Raw genomic sequence first — 21,304 nt, forward strand, 5'->3', positions numbered from 1 at the left:
GCGGGCAATTCAGCGGACCGGCACGCACGGTCCACGCAAGGATGTGCAAGCAGCCCGGTTGAGCCGCGGCACAGCGCATCGCAGATAAATAAATTGGGGGACAGGTTCACCCGGAACGAGCGGCCTCGCGGACACGCCCGATGCTATCGGCTTGCCGTTTTTTTTTGTAAAAGCCGCATCGCACGAATTTGCAAAAAGAGGATGCCATGAGCGACAAACTGGAACACAGCCGCCCGCAGGCCACGCACCTGCCCAACCTGCGCACGGACGAACTGACACCCGCGAGAGGCGGCGGCAAGCTGAGCAAACGGCCGCTCTGGCATGTGGTGCCGCGCATGACCAGCTATGGCGTGGCCATCTTCATCGTATGGGTGATCCTGACCGTGATGTTCCCGCCCGTGTTCACGCGTTCATCCGAACGCGCCGTGGTCGATGGTCCGGTCAACCTGATCACCACGCCGGTGGAGGGGGTGGTGGCGAGCCAGCATGTCGCGGTGGGAACGTCCTTCGCTCCCGGTGACACGCTGGTGAGCGTGCAGAACCCCAATATCGACCGCGCCTTGCTGGTTGAGCTGACCGGCAAGAAGCTCGACACCCAGCAGCGCTACGACGCCGCCAAGGCCAAGCTCGAAGGCGATCAAAGCCGCCTTGCCGCCACCGACCAGCAGACCAGGAAGTACCAGACTGCCGCGCAGGCAGAGCATGCCGCCAAGATACGGGGTATCGAGGCGCGCATGGCAGTCGCCAAGGAACAGGTGGACCAGCAGGAAGACGTAGTGAACCGCAACCAGTCCATGCAATGGGCGGGCGCGGTCAGCGAGGCCTACACCAATGCCTCGCGCTACCAGTTGTCGATCCTGTCGAACTCCAAGGAGGCGATCCGCGCCGAACTCGACAATGCGCTCAGCAACAGCCAGGCCGCCAAGGGCAAGGTGTATCTCTCCAGCACCGACGGCGCGGTGTCGACGCTGACGCAACGGCATGACGAGCTGGCGGCGGAGATCACCCAGCTTCAGGCTGCGCTGACTCAGCTTCAGCAGTATGGCCAATCGGTTGATGCGTTGATCGCCGACGAAGAGAAGCGGCTCGACCGCATGTCCAATCTGGATATCAAGGCCTACGACACGGGCATGGTCCAGGATGTGCTGGCGCCGCCGGGCACGCGCGTGGCGGCCGGCGCGACGTTGTTGCGCAGCGCCAACTGCGCGCAGCCCCGCGTGGTGGCGGTATTCCCGCGCAGCCTCAGCAATGACCTGCTGCCCGGCGCCAAGGTCACGGTGCGCGTGGACGGTGTTGCCGCGCCCTTGTCCGCGAAGGTTGCGGAAATCCTGCCGCGCGCGCCGGACGGCGAGCAAGCGCGTTACTTCGTGCCCTTCCCGCCCATCGAGAAGAATGAGATCTACCTGATCGCCAAACTGGACAAGCCGTTGCCGGCGCTGCCGCATCAGGGCGGCACCTCGGCCGACAGCTGCGCGCTAGGCCGCTGGGCCAAGGTCAGCCTGGATCAGCCATGGTGGGGCCACATGCGCGCGCTGATCTGATGGCGGCCAATCCGACGCAAGGCAAGACCCGGGAGCCTGCCATGAACAGCGTTTCACCAGGCCTGCGGCGCTGGCTGCTGTCGCCGCTAGCGGCCGGCATGACCGGGCTGGCCATCATGCTGGCGCCTCTCCCGGCCAGCGCCCAGACCCCGCCGGCGCAAGCGCGGGAACAGTTGCTGGCCAGCGGCTGCCAGGCCATTGGCGCACGCGTCGCCGCGGTGCCAGGCCAGGGACCGGTGATGCTCGGCAGCTACGACCCGGCGCCAGGGCAGGGGCCGCTTGCACCCGCCTTGCAGCAGGCGGCCTTCGTCTACGACAACGCGCTCGCCGGCGTTGCGCTGGTGGCCTGTCACCGTGTCGGCGACGCGCGCCGCATTGCCGACGCCATGCTGGCGGCCAGCGCGCACGACCGGCATTATCACGATGGACGCCTGCGCAACGCCTATCGCGCCGGCGCGCTGCCCGCCGGCCCGGCGCCACTGCCTGGCTGGTGGGACGCGCCCAGCAAGCGCTGGTTCGAGGATGCGTACCAGGCCGGCACAGCCACGGGCAACGTGGCATGGGCCGCGCTGATGTTGCTGGCCGTCTACGACGCCACGCACGAGCGCCGTTACCTCGATGGCGCCGGCACGCTGATGGGCTGGGTCGACGCCGCCGTCTTCGATAGCGGCGCGCCGGGCGGCTTTATCGGTGGCTATTTCGGTGAAGAACCCAATCCGCTTCGCCAGACATGGAAATCCACCGAGCATAACGTGGATGCCTACGCCGCGTTCAGCTGGCTGGCGCTGCGCAGCAGCGATCCGCGCTGGCCGGTGGCGGCGCGCCGCGCGCGCGGCTTCGTCGAGGCGATGTGGCAGCCGCGCGAAGGCCGCTTCGTCATCGGCACGCGCGAGGATGGCCGCTCGCTCAACAGCGCCCCCTCGGCGCTCGATGCGGTGCTTTGGCCCCTGATTGCCATTCCGGATGCGCCCGCCGACTGGCGGCGAGGCATGGACTGGACGCGCGAGCGTCATGGCGTCAAGGGCGGCTACGGGTTCAACGGCAACCCCGACGGCGTCTGGACGGAAGGCACGGGCCAGGCTGCGCTGGTGCTGCGCGCCAGCGGCCGCGCGCAGGACACGGCTGCGCTGTGGCCACTGCTGCAATCCCAACGCGCGCCTTCCGGCCTGCTCTATGCCACCCCGGAACAACGCATTCGCACCGGCCTGTCCATCGGGCCGGCTTCCACCACGGAAGATTTCTACTACTACCACCTGCCGCACCTCGGCGCGACCGCATGGGCCGTGCTGGCGGCGGCGGGCTGGAACCCTTTCCGCCCATCCGGATGCCTCCAGGCCACTTGCGGCGGCGGTGATCCTGCCTCCCCGTCAAAGGAGTAACCATGTTCGAATTTTTTCTCGATGGCAGGACGCTTCTCGTCATCAACGCGGCCACCCTGCTGCTCGCGTGGCTTTGCATACGGGGGGATCGCGCCCGGCCCACGGACCGCTACGTGTTTGGCGCCATCACCGCGACGTTGCTGCTGGTCTACCTCGCCTGGCGCGCGACGCAGACGCTGCCCGATTGGCACATGACCTTCCCGAGCCTGTGGGCGCATGTCTTCTTCGGCTTCGAAGTGATGACGCTCGCCTACACCCTGATCTCCATCGTCACGCTGACCCGCGGCAGCAACCACACGCCGCATGCCAACGCCGGCGAGGCAGCCCTGCGCCGCAGCCGCAAGGTGCCACGGGTGGACATCTTCATCGCCACCTACAACGAGGGGCTGGAGATACTGGAGAAGACCATCGTCGCGGCACTGGCGATCGACTACCCGGATTTCCGCGTGTGGGTGCTGGACGACACCCGCCGCGACTGGCTGAAAGCGTTCTGCGAGCAGGTGGGCGCCAACTATGTCACGCGACCGGACAACACGCACGCCAAGGCGGGCAATCTCAACAACGGGCTGCGCCACAGCGCCCGCGCGGAGCACGGCGGCGGCGCGCCCTACATCATGGTGCTGGACGCCGATTTCGCGCCCAACCGGAACATCCTGCTGCGTATCATCGGCCTGTTCGGCGATCCCAAGGTGGGCGTGGTGCAGACCCCGCAGTTCTACTACAACGCGGACCCGATCCAGTACAACCTGCGTTCGACCGAATGCTGGGTCGACGAGCAGCGCGCCTTCTTCGACGTGATGCAGCCCGCCAAGGATGCGTGGGGCACCGCCTTTTGCATCGGTACCTCCTTCGTGGTCCGGCGCGACCTGCTGGGCCTGATCGGCGGCTTCCCCACCGGCACGGTGACCGAGGACATCCACCTGACCTACCGCCTGATGCCGCACGGCTACGTCACGCGCTGGCTCAACGAACGCCTGAGTGTCGGCCTCTCCGCGGAAGGCCTGCCCGAGTACATCAGCCAGCGCAGCCGCTGGGGGCTGGGCACGATCCAGGTCGCGCTCACGGCCGACGGGCCGCTGCGCGGGCGCGGTTATACGCTGGGGCAGCGCCTGCACTACGTGCACGGCCTGCTGCACTGGCTGAGCCGCCCCTTCACGCTGATGCTGCTGGCGGGGCCATTGCTGTACTGGTACTTCGATGTGCCCACGCTGTATGGAGACCCCATGCAATTCCTGGCCTATGGCGTGCCGGCGCTGCTGCTGTACTGGGCCTACAGCATCTGGATCACCGGCTCGCGCGCGTTGCCCATCTTTACCGAGGTGACGCAGATCGTGGCCTCGCTGGCGGTGAGCGCCACGCTGGCAAGTGCATTCTTCAAGCCGTTCGGACGCCCCTTCAAGGTCACCAACAAAGGCCTGGACCGCAGCCGGCTCGTGATCCACGGCAAGCTCGCCGCGCTGTACGGCTGCCTGATCGTGCTGTCGGGGATGGGCCTGGCGCGGGCGGTGACCGCCGATGCCTCGGCGCAAGGGCTCGTCTTCAATATCGCGTGGACTGCCATCTCGATGGTGCTCTACCTCACTTCCCTACTGGTCTGCGTGGAGCTGCCCCGCCCCCGCAAGGAGGAGCGCTTTCCCTATCGCGCGCGGGCGCGGTTGCGGATTCACGGCAAGGAGACCGGCGCAGCCGGCAGCGAGTACGCCGCAACCACCATCGACCTGTCCTGCAACGGCGTCGCCCTGGCCAGCGAGATGGCGGCCGCCATACCGGTCGGCGCCGAAGGCGCGGTCTGGCTGGAAGCGACGGGCTGGGTGCCGTGCCGCATCGCGCGCCGCCAGGGCAAGCTGCTGGGCGTGGCCATGCACGCCGACATGGCCGCGCGCCATCGGCTGATCCGCCTGCTCTTCAGCGAGCCTTCCCACAACGTGGCGCATCGCGGAAGTCCCCGCCTGGCTATTTCGCGGCTGATGCAGCGCGCCTTCTCCGGTTGAATCCCATGCACAAGACACCCTCCCCGACTCTGCGCGCCATCTGCGCCGTCCTGCCGCTGGTCCTGGCCGCATGCACGCTGGAACCCACCTACCAGCGTCCCGCGCAACCGGTGCCGCAAGCATGGCCCACCGGCCCGGCCTATGCCGGCGGCGCGCCGGCCGCGGCCAATGCGGCCGCGGCCGATCTCGGCTGGCAGGATTTCTTTGCCGACGCGCGCCTGCGGCGCCTGGTCGAACTCGCGCTCGCCAACAACCGCGACCTGCGCGCCGCCACGCTGGCCATCGACCAGGCGCGCGCCCAGTACCGCATCCAGCGCGCCGCCCAGTTCCCCGCGATCGGCGCCAACGCCGGCCTGCTCAGCCAGCGCGTTCCGAGCGACCTGCGCGCGCCTGGGCAGTCCGCGGTTATCAACGAATACAGCGCGGGGGTCGGCTTCACTGCCTTCGAGCTCGATTTCTTTGGCCGCGTGCGCAGTCTCAAGCATGAAGCGCTGGAGCAATACCTGGCCACCGAGGAAGCGCGCCGCAGTGCCCACATCAGCCTGGTTGCGGAAGTCGCCGATGCGTACCTGACCTTGCGCGCCGACGAGGCCCTCCTGAAGATATCGCAGGACACGCTGCAGGCCCAGCAGGCCGCCGCCGACATGGTGGGGCGCAGCAAGCGCGCGGGCGCCATGGCCCAACTGGACGTGCATCGGGCCGATACCCAGCTACAGACCGCGCGCGTGGGCGTGGAGCAATACACGCGGCAGGTCGCGCAGGACGAGAACGCACTCAGCCTGTTGATCGGCGGCCCGCTGCCGCAGGACTTGCCGGCGGGCCTGCCGTTCGAGTCGCCGGACCTGGTCGCCGAGCTGCCCGCCGGCCTGCCTTCGGCGCTGCTGGAACGGCGCCCCGACATCATGGCCGCCGAGCACCGCCTGAAGGCGGCCAACGCCGACATCGGCGCGGCGCGGGCGGCCTTCTTCCCGACCATCTCCCTGACCGCCGCGGTCGGCACCGCCAGCCCCACCCTGGCCGGCCTGTTCGCGGCAGGCATGGGGGCATGGACCTTCGCGCCGCAGATCACCATGCCGATCTTCAATGCCGGCAACAACCAGGCACGGCTGGACGTCTCCAAGATACAGAAGGACATCAATATCGCCAACTACGAAAAGGCGATCCAGACCGGCTTCCGCGAAGTCGCCGATGGACTGGCCGCGCGCGGTACCTATGACCGCCAGGCCGACGCGCAGGAGACGCTGGTCAAGGAGGCGGCTGAAACCCAGCGGCTGTCGGAGATGCGTTTCAAGAATGGCGTGGACGACTATTTCGCCGTCTTCGATGCGCAGCGCCAGCTCTATACCGCGCAGCAGACGCTGGCCGCCATCCGCCTGGCGCGCCTGACCAGCCGTGTCGCGCTGTACAAGGCGCTTGGCGGCGGATGGTCGGAACGGACCGTGGCCGCTGCTGGCAATACTGCGCCGGGCGCGCCGGCCCCGGTGGCCCGGAGCGCCGCAGCCGCCCGTGCGCAATAAGGCCGCGGAACGACGGCCGCCACCGTTCCGGCTCACGCCTTCGGGCGCACCGGTGCCAGCGCAACGGATCCCCACGCGCGGCGCAGCCTGGAGGCTGCGCGGGCACGGCGGCGCGTCAGCAGCAGCAGGCCCGCAGCCACGCTCTCGATCGAGAGGCAGATCACAAAATAGAGCAGCGCGACCGCGAGGAAAACCTCCGCCGCGTAGCCCACGCTGCGCCCGTTGACCTGTGTGGCCACGGTAGAGAGTTCCACCACGCCGACGATATAGGCCAGCGACGTATCCTTGGCCAGCGACACCCAGATATTGCCCAGCGAGGGCAGCATCGCGCGCAGGCTTTGCGGCAGCACCACCTGCCACAAAGCCTGCATGGGCGTCATGCCTAGCGCCAGCGCCGCGTTGCGCTGCCCGCGCCCGATCGCGTCGAAGCCGGCCTCCATCACCTGGGCGATGTAGGCCGCGCCGATCAGCGCCAGCGCCAGCATCACGGTCCGCACCTCGCCCACGTGGACGCCGGCCAGCATCGGCAGGAGGAAGTAGGTCCAGAAGACCAGCATCAGCACGGGAACGGCGCGCAGGCAGGCCAGCAGCGCGCGCGCCGCACGCGCCAGCGGCACGGGCGCCTGGTCAAGCAGTACGGCCAGGCCGATGCCGAGCACGGTGGCGCCGGCACAGGACAGCACCGCCATCCACAAGGTCAGCGCCGCGCCCGCCAGCGGGCCATCCGGAAAGGTGCCGGCCAGCAGGTAGGGCAACTGCCGGAGCACCATGGCCCATCCGGCGCTGTCGGGATCAGGCACGCGCGGCCTCCAGCCAGCCCAGCCGGCGCAGCAGCGCCGGCGCTGAACCCTGCAGGAGCAGGATCAGCGCCACATAAAGCAGGGTGGCAAGGCCGAAGGCCTGGAAGGTCATCAGGCTATCGGTCTCCACCTGGCGCGCGGCGTAGGACATCTCGGCAAAGCCGATCGCCATCGCCAGGGAAGTGTTCTTGATGGTCTGGCAGAACTGGCCCACCATGGGGCGCGCGGCAACGCGCAGCGCCTGCGGCAGCACCACGCGCCAGAATGCAGCCGCCGGCGTAAAGCCCAGCGCCAGCGCCGCCGCGTTTTGTCCCGCCGGCACATTGGCCAGCCCCGCCTCCAGTTCGCGTGCATAGAACGTGCTGGCATAAAGACCGATGCCGGCCAGGCTGGCAAGCGCTTCCAGCGACGGCGCGGGCAGGTGCAGCGGTCCGATCTGCAGGCCCTGCCAGCCGTAGAGCGCGCCGATCGCGCTCTCGCCCAGCAGTTGCGCCGCGCCGAAATACCAGAAGAACAATTGCACCAGCAACGGCGTGCGGCGCAGGAAGCCTGCCGCCGCGCCCGCGGCCACGCGCAGCGGCCAGAGCGGGCTGCGCATGAGCGCCAGCCAGAACGCGGCCAGCACGCAGCCGAGCGCGAACACCGCGATCGACAAGGCTATCGTCAGGCCGAAGCCCGTGACGATCCAGCCGGCATATTTCAGCGGTAGCGGCTGCAGCAGGATGGCTTGCATTGCGACGGCGGCGGCGGCCTTACTTCACCGCGCTGCCGATGGTGAAATCGCGCGCCAGCGGCGCGGCGCTCGTCGGCCCGAACCACTTGTCATAGATACGCGCGGCGGTACCGTTCTTTTCCAGGTCCGCCAGGATGCGGTCGACCTCGGCGGTCAGGCGGTCCTCGCCTTTCGGAATCCCGACGCCCATGTACTCGCGCGTCAGCGTGAACGATGAAATCTCGAACTGGTCCTTGTTCGGCAGCGTCGCCAGCAGCGCGCCCAGCTTGGCACCGTCCTGCGCGAACGCCTGGATGGCGCCGCTGCGCAGCGCGGTCAGCGCCAGCGGGGAATCGTCATAGGCAATCACGCGCGCCTCCGGGTACTTCTGCCGCAGCGTAGTCTCCTGCGTCGTGCCCTTGTCCACACCCAGACGCCATGTCTTCAGGTCGTCCGGCTGCTTGAGCGCGCCCTTCTTCGCGATGAACTGCAGGCCGCTGGCGAAATACGGCGTGGAGAACGCGACCTGCTGGCGGCGCTCGTCGGTGATGGTGAAGTTGGCGGCAACGATGTCCACCTTCTGCGACGCCAGCAGCGGCACGCGATTGGCCGGATTGGTGGCGCGGAACTCAGGCTTGACGCCCAGCCGCCTGGCAATCTCCGCCGCGTAGTCCACGTCCAGCCCCACAGGCGTGGTAGTGCCGGCCTGAACGAAGCCGAACGGAGGATTCGCATCGAACACGCCCACGCGCAGCACGCCGGCCTTCCTGATGTCATCCAGGCGATCCGCCATGGCGGGAGCAGAAGCCAGCACCGTCAGGCCGGCGAGCAGGGTCAGGGCGGCCTTGAACAATGGAGAAGGGATACGCATCGGAAGTCTCGCAAAGGTTGGATGGCGAGACGATAGCGGTGGAAGAACAGGCGGGGAACGAATGGTTTCGCAGATGGATATGCCGCCGCCGTGGACCTTTTGAGCCGCATCCAAAGCCAACCCTCGTTGCCTGCCTTCCCGGCGGGACGCTAAAGCGTACCGGCTCCGCAAAAGGGAGCTGAAACGCCTTTGACGTTGACCTTAGGGTGCCGATGTTGAATTTAAGCGACAGAAAACAATGAAAACCAGGAAGTTAGGAAAAGAAGTTCAAAAATCCCGCTCCCTGCCCCGTCGATTTCCGTGCAAAAATACCCGCTATAACGCACCGCAGCAAAAACCAGAAACACTGCCGCGGCGGCGAGCCCCCTGCAATCGCCCACCAGCGACCCAACCAGGAGAACCGAATTCATGTATCGCGGAGAACGCTTCAACGGCTACAGCCACCTTGCAGGCGCCATTCTCGCCGCCGCCGGCACGGCCGTCCTCGTCACCTCGTCGGCCCTCTACCACGACGCCTGGAAGATAGTCAGCTCCGTGGTCTACGGCACCACGCTGGTCTTCCTCTACACCATCTCCACGCTCTATCACAGCCTGCGCGGCCGGCCCAAGGACATCCTGCGGCGCCTCGATTACTGCGCCATCTACCTGCTGATCGCGGGCAGCTATACGCCCTTCGCGCTGGTGACGCTGCGCGGGCCGTGGGGCTGGACGCTGTTCGGGGTGAACTGGGGGCTGGCGGTCATCGGCATTGCGCAGGAACTGGTGATCGGCAAGCGCACGCGCATATTCTCGCTGCTGATCTATGTGCTGATGGGCTGGCTGGTGCTGTTCGCCTTCGGCCCGCTGGTGGCGGCGCTGCCGGCCGCCGGCCTGTACTGGCTGGTCGCCGGGGGCGCGCTCTATACGGCCGGCATCGGTTTCTTCCTGTTCGACGAGAAGGTGCGGCACTTCCACGGCATCTGGCACCTGTTCGTGCTCGCTGGCAGCGCCTGCCAGTTCGTCAGTATTCTCTGGTACGTGGGCTAGGGAGCGCCGCCGGCGGCGCCTCCCCCCGCGGCCGGGCCCCGCCCGTGTCCATGGGGCCGTCGCATACGGGCATCAAGAAGCTCAAGGCATGGTTGAAGAACCTGCGGTACCGGCCGGCGGTGCCCGAGTTCGACGGCATTTCCTTCTGATTGCAGCCGTCGCGCCCGTTCGGGCCCGGCTCGCTGCCGGTGCGTTGAACCTGGCGCTTACTGACTACGCGCCGGTGGAGAGCTGCCGGGGGATAGCATCTCGTGCAGCCCGGAGATTTCCGCGCCGTAGGCGCCGTCATCGTCCACTTCGACCAGTTGCCAGTGCGTGCGCCGGCCCTCCGGCAGCGGCAGGCATGAGATCTCCGGCCCTTGGTCCAGCAGTGCTGCCACATTGGCGACCACCTGCGCCTGGATGGCGCGTATCAGCGGCGTCAGGCGGCCGATGTCCACTTTGCACTGCTGCAGATATTCCACCGCCTGCGCCGCCTGGGCAAGCAGCGTTTCGTCCTCGACATTGATGTCGCCGGACAAGATGCGCCGCGCCCAGGCATGATCGTCCGGCATGCCCACCTCGCTGCGCAGGGCATAGGCAAACAAATTGGAAGCGAGCACGGATTCGCCATCCAGGTCGGCCTTTGCAGTCCCGTAGCCATCGCCCGCGCCGATGGCGGCATAGTATTCGGCAAGCGGCACGATTTCAGGATATCGCTCCCGCAGGAAGTCGGCATAAGTCTTTTTCGTCATTTCGCCCCTGGATTCCGCGCCATCCCGATCCGTGCAAACCGCCAGTTGTGGAGATCCGGCCGATCAACCGCGCCGGCGTACCCGCACCACCGGCAAACGTTCTCGATGCGCTTGCTGTTTCATGCACTGATTGCCGCTGCCGTGAGTGCCCTGCCCGTGCCAGGCTTGAGCACAAGCCCTGGGAAAAGCTATGCGCCAGCGTCATCGCCGACGATCAGCCGCATCGGCACGTAGGCGATGCCCTTCGTCTCGGCCCGCGGGCCCACGGCCTCGAAGCCGAAGCGCTCATACACCGCGGTGGCGAACGGACTGGAATTGACGGTGAATTCGCGCACCTTGCCCGCACCCTGCGCGGCGGCACGGGCCGCCTGCCAGAGCTGCTTGGCCACCCCGGCCCGATGATACCGCGGCGCCACGAACAGATGAAAGACATGGGCGTGGTCGCGCACGGCGACCACGCCCGCCAGCTGTTCGCCACGATAAGCGGCCAGGTACTGGTAGCGCGGGCTCGATACATAGCCGGCAATGGAATCCGGCGACAGACTGGCGAGGAACGACTCCGCACCTTCGCCATCGGGCGAGATCGTGAAGTAATGTGCCACGCTGGTGGCGAGCGCGCTGATGCCGGCGGCATCTTCGATGCCCGCGCGGCGAATGACCAAGGTTTCCATGACGGCTCAATCTCAGGATGGACGAAATCGACCCGCACCGGGGTCGATGGCTCTCTCTTATTGCGGCACCAGCTCCACCCGCTCACGGCTTTCCTTCTCCACCGCCTTGCGTGTGTAAAGCAGCGGGAAATACTCCCCCTTCGCCCACAGCGGTGCCAGATCGCGATAGTGCGGGCTGGCCGGGTTGCCCGACTGCCCCGGCGCATTCACCACACGCGAGGCATCCCAGTTGCCTACGTCCAGCACCATGCGCAACGATGCGCCCGCGGTGAGCTGGAAGTCGTTGTTGCGATAGCTGGTGTTCATCGGCGTGAAGGACGAGCCGCCGATCGGCCCGGCGTTCACGTCGTAGCGCTGCCGCCCCGCACCGTCCAGGATCGGATCGAGCGGATGAGCGAACACCGCGGTGTGCAGCCGGCCCCATTGCCAAGTCTTCGGGTCGGGCCCGAGCTTACGCTCCACTTCGGCCATGGCGCTCTTGAGCGAGGCGACCACGATCTCGTTGCGGCGCTCCACCGGCATCCACGGGTCCGGCCGCTCCAGCACCGCCAGCACGCGGCTGGCGTCGCCATATCCCGCCAGGCGGCCGCCTTCGGGCGACAGCGCCGCGCGCACCACGGCCGGGCGCAGGTATTTGCTGAACCACACCTCGAACAGCGCTGCCTGCGCGCTGTCGGCGCGCTCGTTGCCGTCCCAGCCGCGCAGCAGTTCCAGTCCGCGCCGCGCCTGCGGGTCGTCGCTGCGCACATTGGCCAGCAGCGCCACCACGCGCAGCGCGGGCAGCGAGGTCGTGTCGTTTTGCCAGGCCATGCTGTCGGCCAGCGTCGAATGCGGGTTGGCCGCCACCAGGCTCTTGAGGCGGCGCGCACGCGCCGTGTCGCTCCACTCATAGCCCACGCCCATCCTGGCGGCAGGATGATTGGGCGGGATGGTGTTCTCGTTGGCGGTCACCACGTAGCCGGCGGCCGGATTGAAGGCCCACGGCAGTTCGTCCATATTGCGGTAGCCGGCCCACTCGTAGCGGCCATCGCCCGGCACCGGCGTGAGGCCGTCCCAGTTCGGGCGGATCGGGGTGAGCCCGCCGGGAATCCAGCCGATATTGCCGTCGCGGTCGGCATAGACCTGATTCTCGCCGGGCGCGCCCCAGCGGTTCATGGCGGCGCGGAACTGGTCCCAGTTCTGGGCCCGCATATAGTCCATCGAGCCGAAATACGGCGCCATGCCCAGGTCCAGCCAGGCGGCGCGCAGCGCAAAGGCGCGATTGGCCTTGGCATCGGCATAGAGCACCGGGCCATGCCGCGTGAATTCGATGGTGGTCTTGCGCGGCGCGGCTTCGCCCTTGACAGCGATGTCCTCGGTCACGGTTTCCATCGGTTCCCAGCGCCCGCGGTATTTGTACTCGTGCGGCTGCGCCGGATTGGTCTCGTAGACGTACAGGTCCTCCTGGTCGACGTAGAAACGGGTCAGGCCAAAGCCCACGGTTTCGTTGTGGCCGATGGAGATGCCGGGCAGGAAGGGCTCGCCGGCACCGATCACCGACAGGCCCGGTGCATTCAGGTGGCTGATATAACGCAGCCCGGGCGCGCCGTGCGCGCGGTGCGGGTCGTTGGCCAGGATCGGGCGGCCGGTGGCGGTACGGGAGCCGGAGATCACCCAGTTGTTGGAGCCGAGGCTGCGCGCGGTGTCGCTGTTGGTGTCGAGTACCGCATAGAGCGCTTCATGCGGAACCCCATCCGCCTGCGCCGAGGTCCACCATTCCTTGGGAAAGCGCGGCGCTGCCGTAGCCAGCTCGTAGGCACGGCGCAGTTCGGCGGTGGGAATCGAGCACGGGTCCAGCCCCTCCGGCAACCTGGGCTGGACGGGAGGGTCCAGTTCGCGCTGCACCCAGTCCGCGCGTACCGCGTCGGGCTTGACATGGCAGTAGACCTGCGCGCGATTGATCTCGCCGCTGACGTTGAGCGTGAGCCCGTGGTGGCGGATGCGCACGATGTCTTCCGCCCGCCAGCGCGCCGGCTTGTAGTTCAGCAGGCGAAACTCGGGCGGCAACAGCTCGGGCTTGATTTCCGTCTGCGCCACGTAGGCGTTCACCCCTGCCACGAAGGCCTCGGCCACGCGCTTGGCGTCCGAGCCATAGGCCAGCCATTCCCGATACATATCGCCGCGGAACAGCACGGCGCGCGCCATGCGGTCGCCTTCCACATAGGCTGGCCCGAAGTCCCTTGCCATCTCGCCCAGGCCGCGCTTGCGCCACAGGTCGATCTGCCACAGACGGTCGCGCGCGGCCATGAAGCCCTGCACATAGAAGGCGTCGTACAGCGTATTGGCGTAGATATGCGGCACGCCCCAGCGGTCGATCAGGATGCTGGCGGGCTTTTCCAGGCCGGCCACCTGGAAGCGCTCGGTGGAGGCCACCGGTGGCACGGCCTGGCCGGCGGGCGTGACGGCATGCGCGGCGGTAACAGCGCTCAGGACGCTCACGACGAGAGCGGCCGCAAGGCGGCGGGCTCGGCAAACCATGGGGACTCCTTTGGACACGGGGATCGCATTTGTTCAGGCCGCGCGCAGGCTGGCACGGCGGATCGCCGCCAAGGATAGCGGAAGTCGCTGCGGCCGGCGTGGTCGGCAGGCCGGTTTGCGCCATATTTCGGGATAGTCCGGGCTCCGCCAGAGGGGGGCAGGCGCCCGCCTGGCGTGCCCGGCCTGGAATTTCATCAGGCAAAACTTTGATGCACCGCAGAATGACGAGCCTTACTCATAGGTCTATAACCTCGACAACGGTTTCACTCTCCGAAACCTGCCCACCCCGGAGTGCGCGCGAGTGACGGTCCCGACTACCTCCCTCCAGAAGGCCTGCAGGCTGCTGCGCGCGCTCTCGGACGCGCGCAATACGCGCCTGACCGACCTGGCCGGCGCGGCCGGCGTGGACAAGGCGTCGGCGCTGCGCCTGCTGGACACGCTGGCAACGGAGGGCTTTATCGAGCGCGATCCCGATACCAAGGCCTTCACGCTGGGCCCCGAATGGCTGGCGCTGCGCGCGGCCAGCGTGCGCCGCATCGACCCGCGCGCCATCGTGCGTCCCGCGCTGATCCGGCTTGCCCATGCCTTCGAGGACACCGCCATCCTGTCGGTGCCGAGCGGCTGGGAATCGGTCTGCCTGGAACTGCGCCCCGGCACGTTCCCGATCCGCGCCAATTATCTCGACGTCGGCAGCCGGCGGCCGCTGGGCGTGGGCGCGGGCAGCCTGGCGCTGCTGGCGGCGCTGCCCGATGCCGAGGTGGAAGCCACATTGCGCTGCATCGCGCCCGCGCTCAAGCGCTATCCGCGCATCGACCACGCCCTGCTGCTGCGCGAAGTGGAGGCCACCCGCGCGCGCGGCTATGCGGTGCTGCTCGATGTGGTGGTGGAGCGCATGGGCGGCATCGCCGTGGCGCTGCCGGACCCGGACGGTTATCCGCTCGGCGCCATCAGCATCGCCGCGCTCAACGAACGGATCACCGAACGCGAGCCCGCCCTGGCGCGCGCGCTGCGGCGCGAAGCCGAGACCATCTGTGCGGCATGGACACCGCCGGCGGCGCATGCCGCTGCGGCCCGGCGCCGCCATGGCGCGCAGCCCTCGATGCCGGCAACGGCGCCGACGACGGCAGCAACGCGGAAGACCTCCGCCGCCACCCCCAACCCATCACCGGAGGCATAGAACATGCGCTGGAAGCAACGACCGCAGGGTTCCAACTGGGGCGATTTCGGCCCCGACGACCAGCTTGGCCGCGTCAACCTGATCGGCGCGGAGCAAGTCCTCAGGGGCGCGCGCGAGATCCAGGCCGGGCTGTCGTTCTGCCTGTCGCTGCCGCTCGACTACCCCGGCGGCAACAAGCTGAACCCGCGCCGGCATCCGCCGGTGCTGCGGCCCACCTTCCGCGACGACATCCCCTATGTGAACTTCCCGCTGGCCAAGGTCGATCCTGCCGCCACCGACGTGATCAGCGACGACCAGGTGCTGCTCTCGCTGCAATACTCCACGCAATGGGACTCGCTGGCCCACGTCGGCGCGCTGTTCGACGCCGACGGCGATGGCCGCCCCGAGCGCGTCTACTACAACGGCTATCGCGCCAACGAGCATATCGTCGGCCCGGTGGACTATGCGGAAGACGACCACTTCGCTGCCCATGCCTGCGGCCACGACCACAGCGAGGCGCGCGCGCTCGGCATCGAGAATTTTGCGGTGAAGGGCATGCAGGGGCGCGGCGTGCTGGTCGACCTGGCGCATGCCTTCGGCCAGGACTTCCGCAATGTGGGTTATGACGACCTGATGCGCGTGCTGGAAGCCGACCGCATCGAGGTGGAGCCCGGCGACATGCTGTTGCTGCGTACCGGTTTTGCCGAAGTGGTGCTGTCGATGCAGCGCGAGCCGGACGAGACGGTGCTGCATCACACCTGCTGCGCGCTGGACGGCCGCGACGACAAGCTCCTGAACTGGATCACCGATGCCGGCATCGCCGCGCTGATCGCCGACAATTACGCGGTGGAGCGCTATCCCGCGCGGCCAGCGCCCGCCGGCCACAACCATCCGCTGCTGCCGCTGCATCACCACTGCCTGTTCAAGCTCGGCCTGCCGCTGGGCGAGCTGTGGTACCTGAAGGAACTGGCGCAGTGGCTGCGTGCCAACCAGCGCTCGCGCTTCATGCTGACGGCGCCGCCGCTGCGGCTGCCGGGCGCGGTGGGATCGCCCACCACGCCGATCGCCACCGTTTAGCGAAGCGGCACCGCGCCGTTCCCGCTGTTTCGCCCCGCTGTTCCGCCCAAGTACCACAAAGAGAGCAGGCCCGAGAGGCCACGCTGGAGGAGACCACGATGAACCGAACCCATTCGCTGCTGCGCCGCCCGCTGGGTGCGCTGGCCCTGGCTGCCGCGCTGCTGTGCGGTGCCGGCCTGGCCAACGCCCAGGCGGCCAAGCCAGGCGGCATTTCCGACGACGAGGTCAAGATCGGCCTGATCCTCGACATGAGCGGCCTGTACGCCGACGTGACCGGGCGCGGCAGCGCCACCGCCGCGCAGATGGCCATCGACGACTTCGGCGGCAAGGTGCTGGGCAAGAAGATCGAGCTGGTGGTGGCCGATCACCAGAACAAGGCCGACATCGCCGCCAGCAAGGCACGCGAATGGTTCGATACCGGCCATGTGGACGCCATCCTCGACGTGGCCGCGTCGGCGCCCGCGCTGGCGGTGCTGGAAGTCGCCAAGCAGAAGAACCGCATCGTGGTGTTCTCCGGCCCCGGCACGGAGCGCATCACCAACGACCTGTGCACGCCGGTTTCCGTCCACTATGCGTACGACACCTACGCGCTGGCCAACTCCACCGCGCGCGCGGTGGTGCAGCGCGGCGGCAAGACCTGGTTCTTCCTGACCGCGGACTACGCCTTCGGCCACACGCTGCAGGAATCGGCCACCACGGTGATCAACGAGACCGGCGGCAAGGTGCTGGGCGCGGCGCGCCACCCCATCGGCGCCAGCGATTTCGCCTCCTACCTGCTGCAGGCGCAGGCCAGCAAGGCACAGGTGGTGGGCCTGGCCAACGCCGGCGGCGATGCCGTCAACGCCATCAAGGCGGCCAGCGAATTCGGCCTGACCAGGAACGGCAGCCAGCGCATGGCGGGCTTGCTGCTGTATATCAACGACATCCACGCCATCGGCCTGAAGACCGCGTCCGGGCTGCTGCTGACCGAGGGCTTCTACTGGGACATGAACGACGCCACCCGCGCCTGGTCGCGCCGCTACTTCGAGAAGCTCAAGAAGATGCCCAACATGAGCCAGGCCGGCACCTACTCCTCGGTGATGCATTACCTGAAGGCGATCCAGGCGGCGGGCACCGACGAGACCGGGGCCGTCATGAAGCAGATGAAGGCAATGCCGATCAACGACTTCTTCGCGAAAAACGGCCGCATCCGCGAAGACGGCCGCATGATCCACGACATGTACCTGTTCGAGGTCAAGACGCCGGCCGAATCGAAGTATCCGTGGGACTACTACAAGCTGCTGGCCACCATCCCCGGCGACCAGGCCTTCATGCCGGTGTCGAAGTCGCAGTGCCCGCTGCTGAAACGCTGACAAGCCGGCGTGCTGATAGGGGCCATATGCAGAACGCAGCTTACCTGCGCGGCGCGGGCAATACGCGCTTCGGCCGCATCGAGGGCAGCACGCCGCTGACCCTGATGGCGGCCGCCACCGACGCGGCGCTGGCCGACGCGGGCCTGGCCCGCGCCGACATCGACGGCGTGCTGTGCGGCTACGCCACCACGCTGCCCCACCTGATGCTGGCCACGCGCTTCTGCGAGTACGCCTCGCTCGATCCCGCCTATGCGCACGGCGTGGCGTCGGGCGGCGCCACCGGCGGCGTGATGGCCATGCTGGCGCGCGAACTGGTGCGCGCAGGCCGTTGCCGCAACGTGCTGGTGGTGGCTGGCGAAAACCGCCTCTCCGGGCAGAGCCGCGACCAGTCCATCCAGACGCTGGCCCAGGTCGGCGAGCCGGACATGGAAGTGCCCAACGGTGCGTCGGTGCCGGCGTATTACGCGCTGCTGGCATCGCGCTACCTGGCCGAGACCGGCATGCACGCCGACGCGCTCAGCGGCTTCGCGGTGCTGATGCGCGAGCACGCGGCAGGGCACCCCGATGCGCATCTGCGCGAGCCCATGACGCTGGACGCGGCACGCGCCGCCAAGCCCATCGCCACGCCACTAAGGCTATCGGATTGCTGCCCGATCTCCGATGGCGCGGTGGCGGTGGTGATTTCCGCCGAGCCCGGCAGCGGCACGCCGGTGCGCATCACGGGCGCGGGCCAGGCGCATCGCCACCAGCACCTGTGCACGCTGGACAGCGTGCTGGCCACGGGCGCCGCCGATGCTGCGAGGCGCGCGCTGGCGGAGGCCGGCAACACGGTGGCGCAGATCGACTACCTTGCCATCTACGACTCCTTCACCATCACGCTGGCGATGCTGCTCGAGGAGCTTGGCCTGGCCGGGCGCGGCGCTTCGCCGGCGCGGCTCGCGGCCGGGGACTTCGGGCGCGATGGCGCGCTGCCGCTCAATACGCATGGCGGCCTGCTCGCTTTCGGCCACTCGGGGGTGGCGGGCGGGCTGATGCATCTGGCGGAGGCCGCCCGGCAGCTCGCAGGGAGAGCGGGCACGCGCCAGCTGCCTGCGCGCAGGCGTGCGCTATTTCATGCGGATGGGGGGGTGCTCTCCTCACACGTAAGCCTGGTGCTGGAGGCGGCATGAGACGATCCACACCGGCCACCGCCTTGCTCCCCTGCCCAGGAACCTCTTCCAAGTCGTTGGATTCATCAGTTTCAAGGCATTGCTGTAGCAATAGTGACCCGAGGGCGCCTCGGTTCCTGGCGTGCAAGCCGGCGCGTCCTGCGCGCCGGGGACTCCCGCAAGCGGAAGAGGGGAGCACGCCAGCGCTACGCATTGCGCCTTCGCCGAGGACACTGCCATGAGTACCGCACATCCCTACCAGGCAGGCCTCGACGCCGGCGTGGTGCGTTACCAGTCTTGCGAGGATTGCCATGCCTGGCAGCCGCTGCAGCGCCATGCGTGCCGCGCGTGCGGCAGTACGCGGCTGGCCTGGCGCGACGCCGGCGGCCGCGCCATCATCCATGCCGTCACCGAAGTCGCGCGCGCGCCAACCGAGGCGTTCCGCGCGCTGGCGCCGTACACGCTGGTGCTCGCCACGCTGGATGAAGGCCCGCGCGTGATGGCGCATGCCGAGCCCGGCGTGACGATCGGCGAACGTGTGCGCGCGGGCTTCCTGCGCCACGGCGAGCGCACGCTGCTGCGTTTCCAGCGCGAGTAGCCGGATCGCTCCACTCGCGTCAGACAACGGGGCAACCCGTGCCCCCGACCCTGCTTCCGGATCGCACTCATCATGAACCAGACCCTGCAAGCCTTGCTGGCGCCGCGCTCGATCGCGGTGATCGGCGCCTCCGACCATATCCACAAGATCGGCGGCCGGCCCATCCACTACATGCGCGAGCACGGCTACGCCGGCAAGCTCTATCCGGTGAACCCTCAGCGCAGCACCATCCAGGGCCTGCCCGCCTACGCCTCGCTCGACGCGCTGCCCGAGGTGCCGGAGCTTGCCATCGTCGTGGTGAGCGGCGAGGCGGCGGTGTCGGCGGTGCGCGACTGCGCGCGCCTTGGCGTGGCCGCCGCCATCGTGATCGCCTCGGGCTTCGGCGAAGCGGGCGAAGAGGGGCGCCGCCAGCAGGACGAGATGGTGCGCGCCGCGGCCGGCGCCGGGCTACGCCTGGTCGGGCCCAACAGCCAGGGCCTGGCCAACTTCGGCACCGGCACCATTGCCAGCTTCTCCACCATGTTTATCGAAGTGCCGCCGCAGGATGGCCCGGTGGCCGTGGTGAGCCAGAGCGGCGGCGTCAGCGCCATGGTCTACGGCCTGCTGCGCGGACAGGGCATCGGCGTGCGGCACATGCATGCGACCGGTAACGAGGCCGACATCACGGTCAGCGAACTGGCGCTGGCCGTGGCGCATGATCCCGACGTGCAGCTGATCCTGCTCTATCTCGAAAGCCTGACCGACCCCGCGGTGCTGGCCGAAGCCGCCGCGGTGGCACGCCGGCGCGGCGTGCCGATGGTGGCGGTAAAGGCGGGCCGCTCCAGCGCCGGGCAACGCGCGGCGGCCTCGCATACCGGCGCCATCGCCAACGAAGACCGCGCGGTGGGCGCCTTCCTGGCGCGCCATGGCATCTGGCGCGTGGACGATGCCCATGCGCTGGCGCGTTGCGCGCCGCTCTACCTGCGTGGCTGGCAGGCCAGCGGGCAGCGGCTGGTGGTGGTCAGCAATTCCGGCGCCAGCTGCGTCATGGCCGCTGACGCCGCCGAACCGCTCGGCCTGGCGCTGGCGCCGCTGGCGCAGGCCACGCAGGCAGCGCTGGCCGAACGCCTGCCCGGCTTTGCCGCCACCGCGAATCCGGTCGACGTCACCGCCGCGCTGCTGACCAACAGCGGCCTGTTCGGCGAGGTGCTGCCCGTGGTGGCGGCGGACCCCGCCGCCGACCTGCTGCTGCTGGATATCCCGGTGGCCGGCATGGGCTACGACCTGCCGCGTTTCGCCCGCGACGCCGCCGGCTTTGCCGACAGCGCCGGCAAACCGATCGCGGTAGCGGCCTGGCAGCCTCCGGTGGCGGCGGCTTTCCGCGCCGCCGGGGTGCCCACCTACGCGAGCGCGGCCGATGCGCTGGCCGCCTTCGCCCAACTGGCCGCGCACCAGCAACTGCTGCGCGACGTGGCAGCCGAAGACACGCTGGTGGCGGCACACCGGCCACCGGCGCGCAACGCCGCGCACGCGGCAGCGAACACGGCCGGCCACACGCTGAGCGAGGCCGCGAGCCTGGCACGCCTGGCCTCGGCCGGCATGCCGGTGGTGCCGCACAAGCTGTGCCATACCGTGGACGAGGCGGTAGCGGCATGGCGCGAGTTGAAGGGACCGGTCGCGGTCAAGGCCAGCTCGCCGCAGGTGCCCCACAAGAGCGAGCATGGCCTGGTGGCGCTGAACTGCAACGACGAGCATGCGGTGGCACAAGCCTTCCTGCAGCAGACCGGTATCCTGGAAAAGCTCGGCGCCACCTGCGAAGGCGTAGTGGTGGCGCGCATGGAGCGCGGCCAGCGCGAATGCATGGTGGGCGCGCACTGGGACCCGGTGTTCGGGCCGGTGGTGCTGGTGGGCGACGGCGGCAAGTACGTGGAAGTGCTGCGCGACACGGCCATGCTGCTGGCGCCGTGCAGCGAGGCCGCGGTGGCGCGCGCCATTGCGGGCCTGCGCATTGCGCCGCTGCTGGCAGGCGTGCGCGGCGAGCCGGCCGTGGATGTGGCGGCGCTGTGCCGGATCGCGGTGCGCGTGGGCGCGCTGATGCACGAGGCCGGCGGCGCACTGCGCTCGATCGACCTCAACCCGGTGATGGTGAGCGCGGGCGGCGCGATGGTGGTGGATGCGCTGATGGAGATGGCGGCAGCCGCGCCACCGGCCTGAAGCGGGCGTTGGCCATGCATG

At 68.5% G+C, this 21,304-nt stretch carries 17 protein-coding genes; 11 read left to right on the forward strand and 6 right to left on the reverse strand.

The genetic code is table 11. The annotated features are described in order from the left end of the window. Positions 1-206: 206 nt before the first annotated feature. The 4 genes from AC3FOF_RS02825 to AC3FOF_RS02840 are packed head-to-tail and all read left to right on the forward strand — an operon-like array spanning position 207 to position 6,428. On the forward strand, positions 207-1,541 hold the full coding sequence (locus AC3FOF_RS02825) for an HlyD family secretion protein (protein WP_276268615.1): 1,335 nt from the start codon (positions 207-209) through the stop codon (positions 1,539-1,541). Between the two features lie 41 nt (positions 1,542-1,582). Then, positions 1,583-2,920 carry a hypothetical protein gene (locus AC3FOF_RS02830; RefSeq protein ID WP_488725710.1) on the forward strand — a complete coding sequence of 446 codons (1,338 nt, stop codon included), beginning with the start codon at positions 1,583-1,585 and terminating at the stop codon, positions 2,918-2,920. 2 nt (positions 2,921-2,922) lie between these two features. After that, on the forward strand, positions 2,923-4,911 hold the full coding sequence (locus AC3FOF_RS02835; protein ID WP_488725711.1) for a glycosyltransferase: 1,989 nt from the start codon (positions 2,923-2,925) through the stop codon (positions 4,909-4,911). 5 nt (positions 4,912-4,916) lie between these two features. After that, entirely contained in the window at positions 4,917-6,428 is a 1,512-nt protein-coding gene (locus tag AC3FOF_RS02840; protein ID WP_488725712.1) for an efflux transporter outer membrane subunit, read from the forward strand. Between the two features lie 32 nt (positions 6,429-6,460). On the opposite strand, the gene AC3FOF_RS02845 is transcribed toward AC3FOF_RS02840, so the two are convergent. From AC3FOF_RS02845 to AC3FOF_RS02855, 3 genes are read right to left on the reverse strand one after another with little or no spacing between them, the layout of a single operon-like run. Beyond that, the gene (locus AC3FOF_RS02845; RefSeq protein ID WP_488725906.1) at positions 6,461-7,198 is read right to left on the reverse strand and encodes an amino acid ABC transporter permease; all 738 of its coding nucleotides are present in this window, start codon (positions 7,196-7,198) and stop codon (positions 6,461-6,463) included. A gap of 22 nt (positions 7,199-7,220) precedes the next feature. Continuing rightward, the gene (locus AC3FOF_RS02850) at positions 7,221-7,961 is read right to left on the reverse strand and encodes an amino acid ABC transporter permease (protein ID WP_488725713.1); all 741 of its coding nucleotides are present in this window, start codon (positions 7,959-7,961) and stop codon (positions 7,221-7,223) included. 19 nt (positions 7,962-7,980) lie between these two features. Then, positions 7,981-8,811, reverse strand: a complete 831-nt coding sequence (locus AC3FOF_RS02855) for an ABC transporter substrate-binding protein (RefSeq protein ID WP_488725714.1) — start codon at positions 8,809-8,811, stop codon at positions 7,981-7,983. Between the two features lie 408 nt (positions 8,812-9,219). Between AC3FOF_RS02855 and trhA the strand changes: the two genes are divergently transcribed. Then, positions 9,220-9,837 carry a PAQR family membrane homeostasis protein TrhA gene (gene trhA / locus AC3FOF_RS02860; protein WP_017224389.1) on the forward strand — a complete coding sequence of 206 codons (618 nt, stop codon included), beginning with the start codon at positions 9,220-9,222 and terminating at the stop codon, positions 9,835-9,837. A 206-nt stretch (positions 9,838-10,043) separates the two neighbouring features. Here the strand turns inward: trhA and AC3FOF_RS02865 are convergent, their stop codons facing one another. The 3 genes from AC3FOF_RS02865 to AC3FOF_RS02875 form a co-directional block, all read right to left on the reverse strand. After that, the gene (locus tag AC3FOF_RS02865) at positions 10,044-10,571 is read right to left on the reverse strand and encodes a hypothetical protein (RefSeq protein WP_488725715.1); all 528 of its coding nucleotides are present in this window, start codon (positions 10,569-10,571) and stop codon (positions 10,044-10,046) included. 188 nt (positions 10,572-10,759) lie between these two features. Next, positions 10,760-11,242 carry a GNAT family N-acetyltransferase gene (locus tag AC3FOF_RS02870; protein ID WP_017224392.1) on the reverse strand — a complete coding sequence of 161 codons (483 nt, stop codon included), beginning with the start codon at positions 11,240-11,242 and terminating at the stop codon, positions 10,760-10,762. 57 nt (positions 11,243-11,299) lie between these two features. Continuing rightward, complete coding sequence (locus AC3FOF_RS02875) at positions 11,300-13,759, reverse strand: penicillin acylase family protein (RefSeq protein ID WP_488725716.1); 2,460 nt, start codon at positions 13,757-13,759, stop codon at positions 11,300-11,302. Positions 13,760-14,060: 301 nt separating this feature from the next. Here AC3FOF_RS02875 and AC3FOF_RS02880 point away from each other — a divergent pair, with 301 nt between their 5' ends. From AC3FOF_RS02880 to AC3FOF_RS02905, 6 genes are all read left to right on the forward strand, one after another. Continuing rightward, entirely contained in the window at positions 14,061-14,936 is an 876-nt protein-coding gene (locus tag AC3FOF_RS02880) for an IclR family transcriptional regulator (protein ID WP_276265275.1), read from the forward strand. Positions 14,937-14,939: 3 nt separating this feature from the next. Further along, positions 14,940-15,992, forward strand: coding sequence for a cyclase family protein (locus tag AC3FOF_RS02885; RefSeq protein ID WP_017225704.1), 1,053 nt, complete (start codon positions 14,940-14,942; stop codon positions 15,990-15,992). Between the two features lie 98 nt (positions 15,993-16,090). Then, a complete protein-coding gene (locus AC3FOF_RS02890; RefSeq protein ID WP_017225703.1) occupies positions 16,091-17,344 on the forward strand; it encodes an ABC transporter substrate-binding protein in 1,254 nt (417 codons plus the stop codon). 26 nt (positions 17,345-17,370) lie between these two features. Further along, positions 17,371-18,513, forward strand: coding sequence for a thiolase family protein (locus tag AC3FOF_RS02895; protein WP_488725717.1), 1,143 nt, complete (start codon positions 17,371-17,373; stop codon positions 18,511-18,513). 217 nt (positions 18,514-18,730) lie between these two features. Beyond that, positions 18,731-19,090 carry a Zn-ribbon domain-containing OB-fold protein gene (locus AC3FOF_RS02900; RefSeq protein ID WP_276265273.1) on the forward strand — a complete coding sequence of 120 codons (360 nt, stop codon included), beginning with the start codon at positions 18,731-18,733 and terminating at the stop codon, positions 19,088-19,090. A gap of 72 nt (positions 19,091-19,162) precedes the next feature. After that, positions 19,163-21,283 (forward strand): acetate--CoA ligase family protein, encoded by a 2,121-nt coding sequence (locus AC3FOF_RS02905; RefSeq protein WP_488725718.1) that lies wholly within the window; start codon positions 19,163-19,165, stop codon positions 21,281-21,283. The last annotated feature ends 21 nt before the right edge of the window (positions 21,284-21,304 follow it).

Source organism: Cupriavidus sp. 96C5-1, assembly GCF_057798855.1.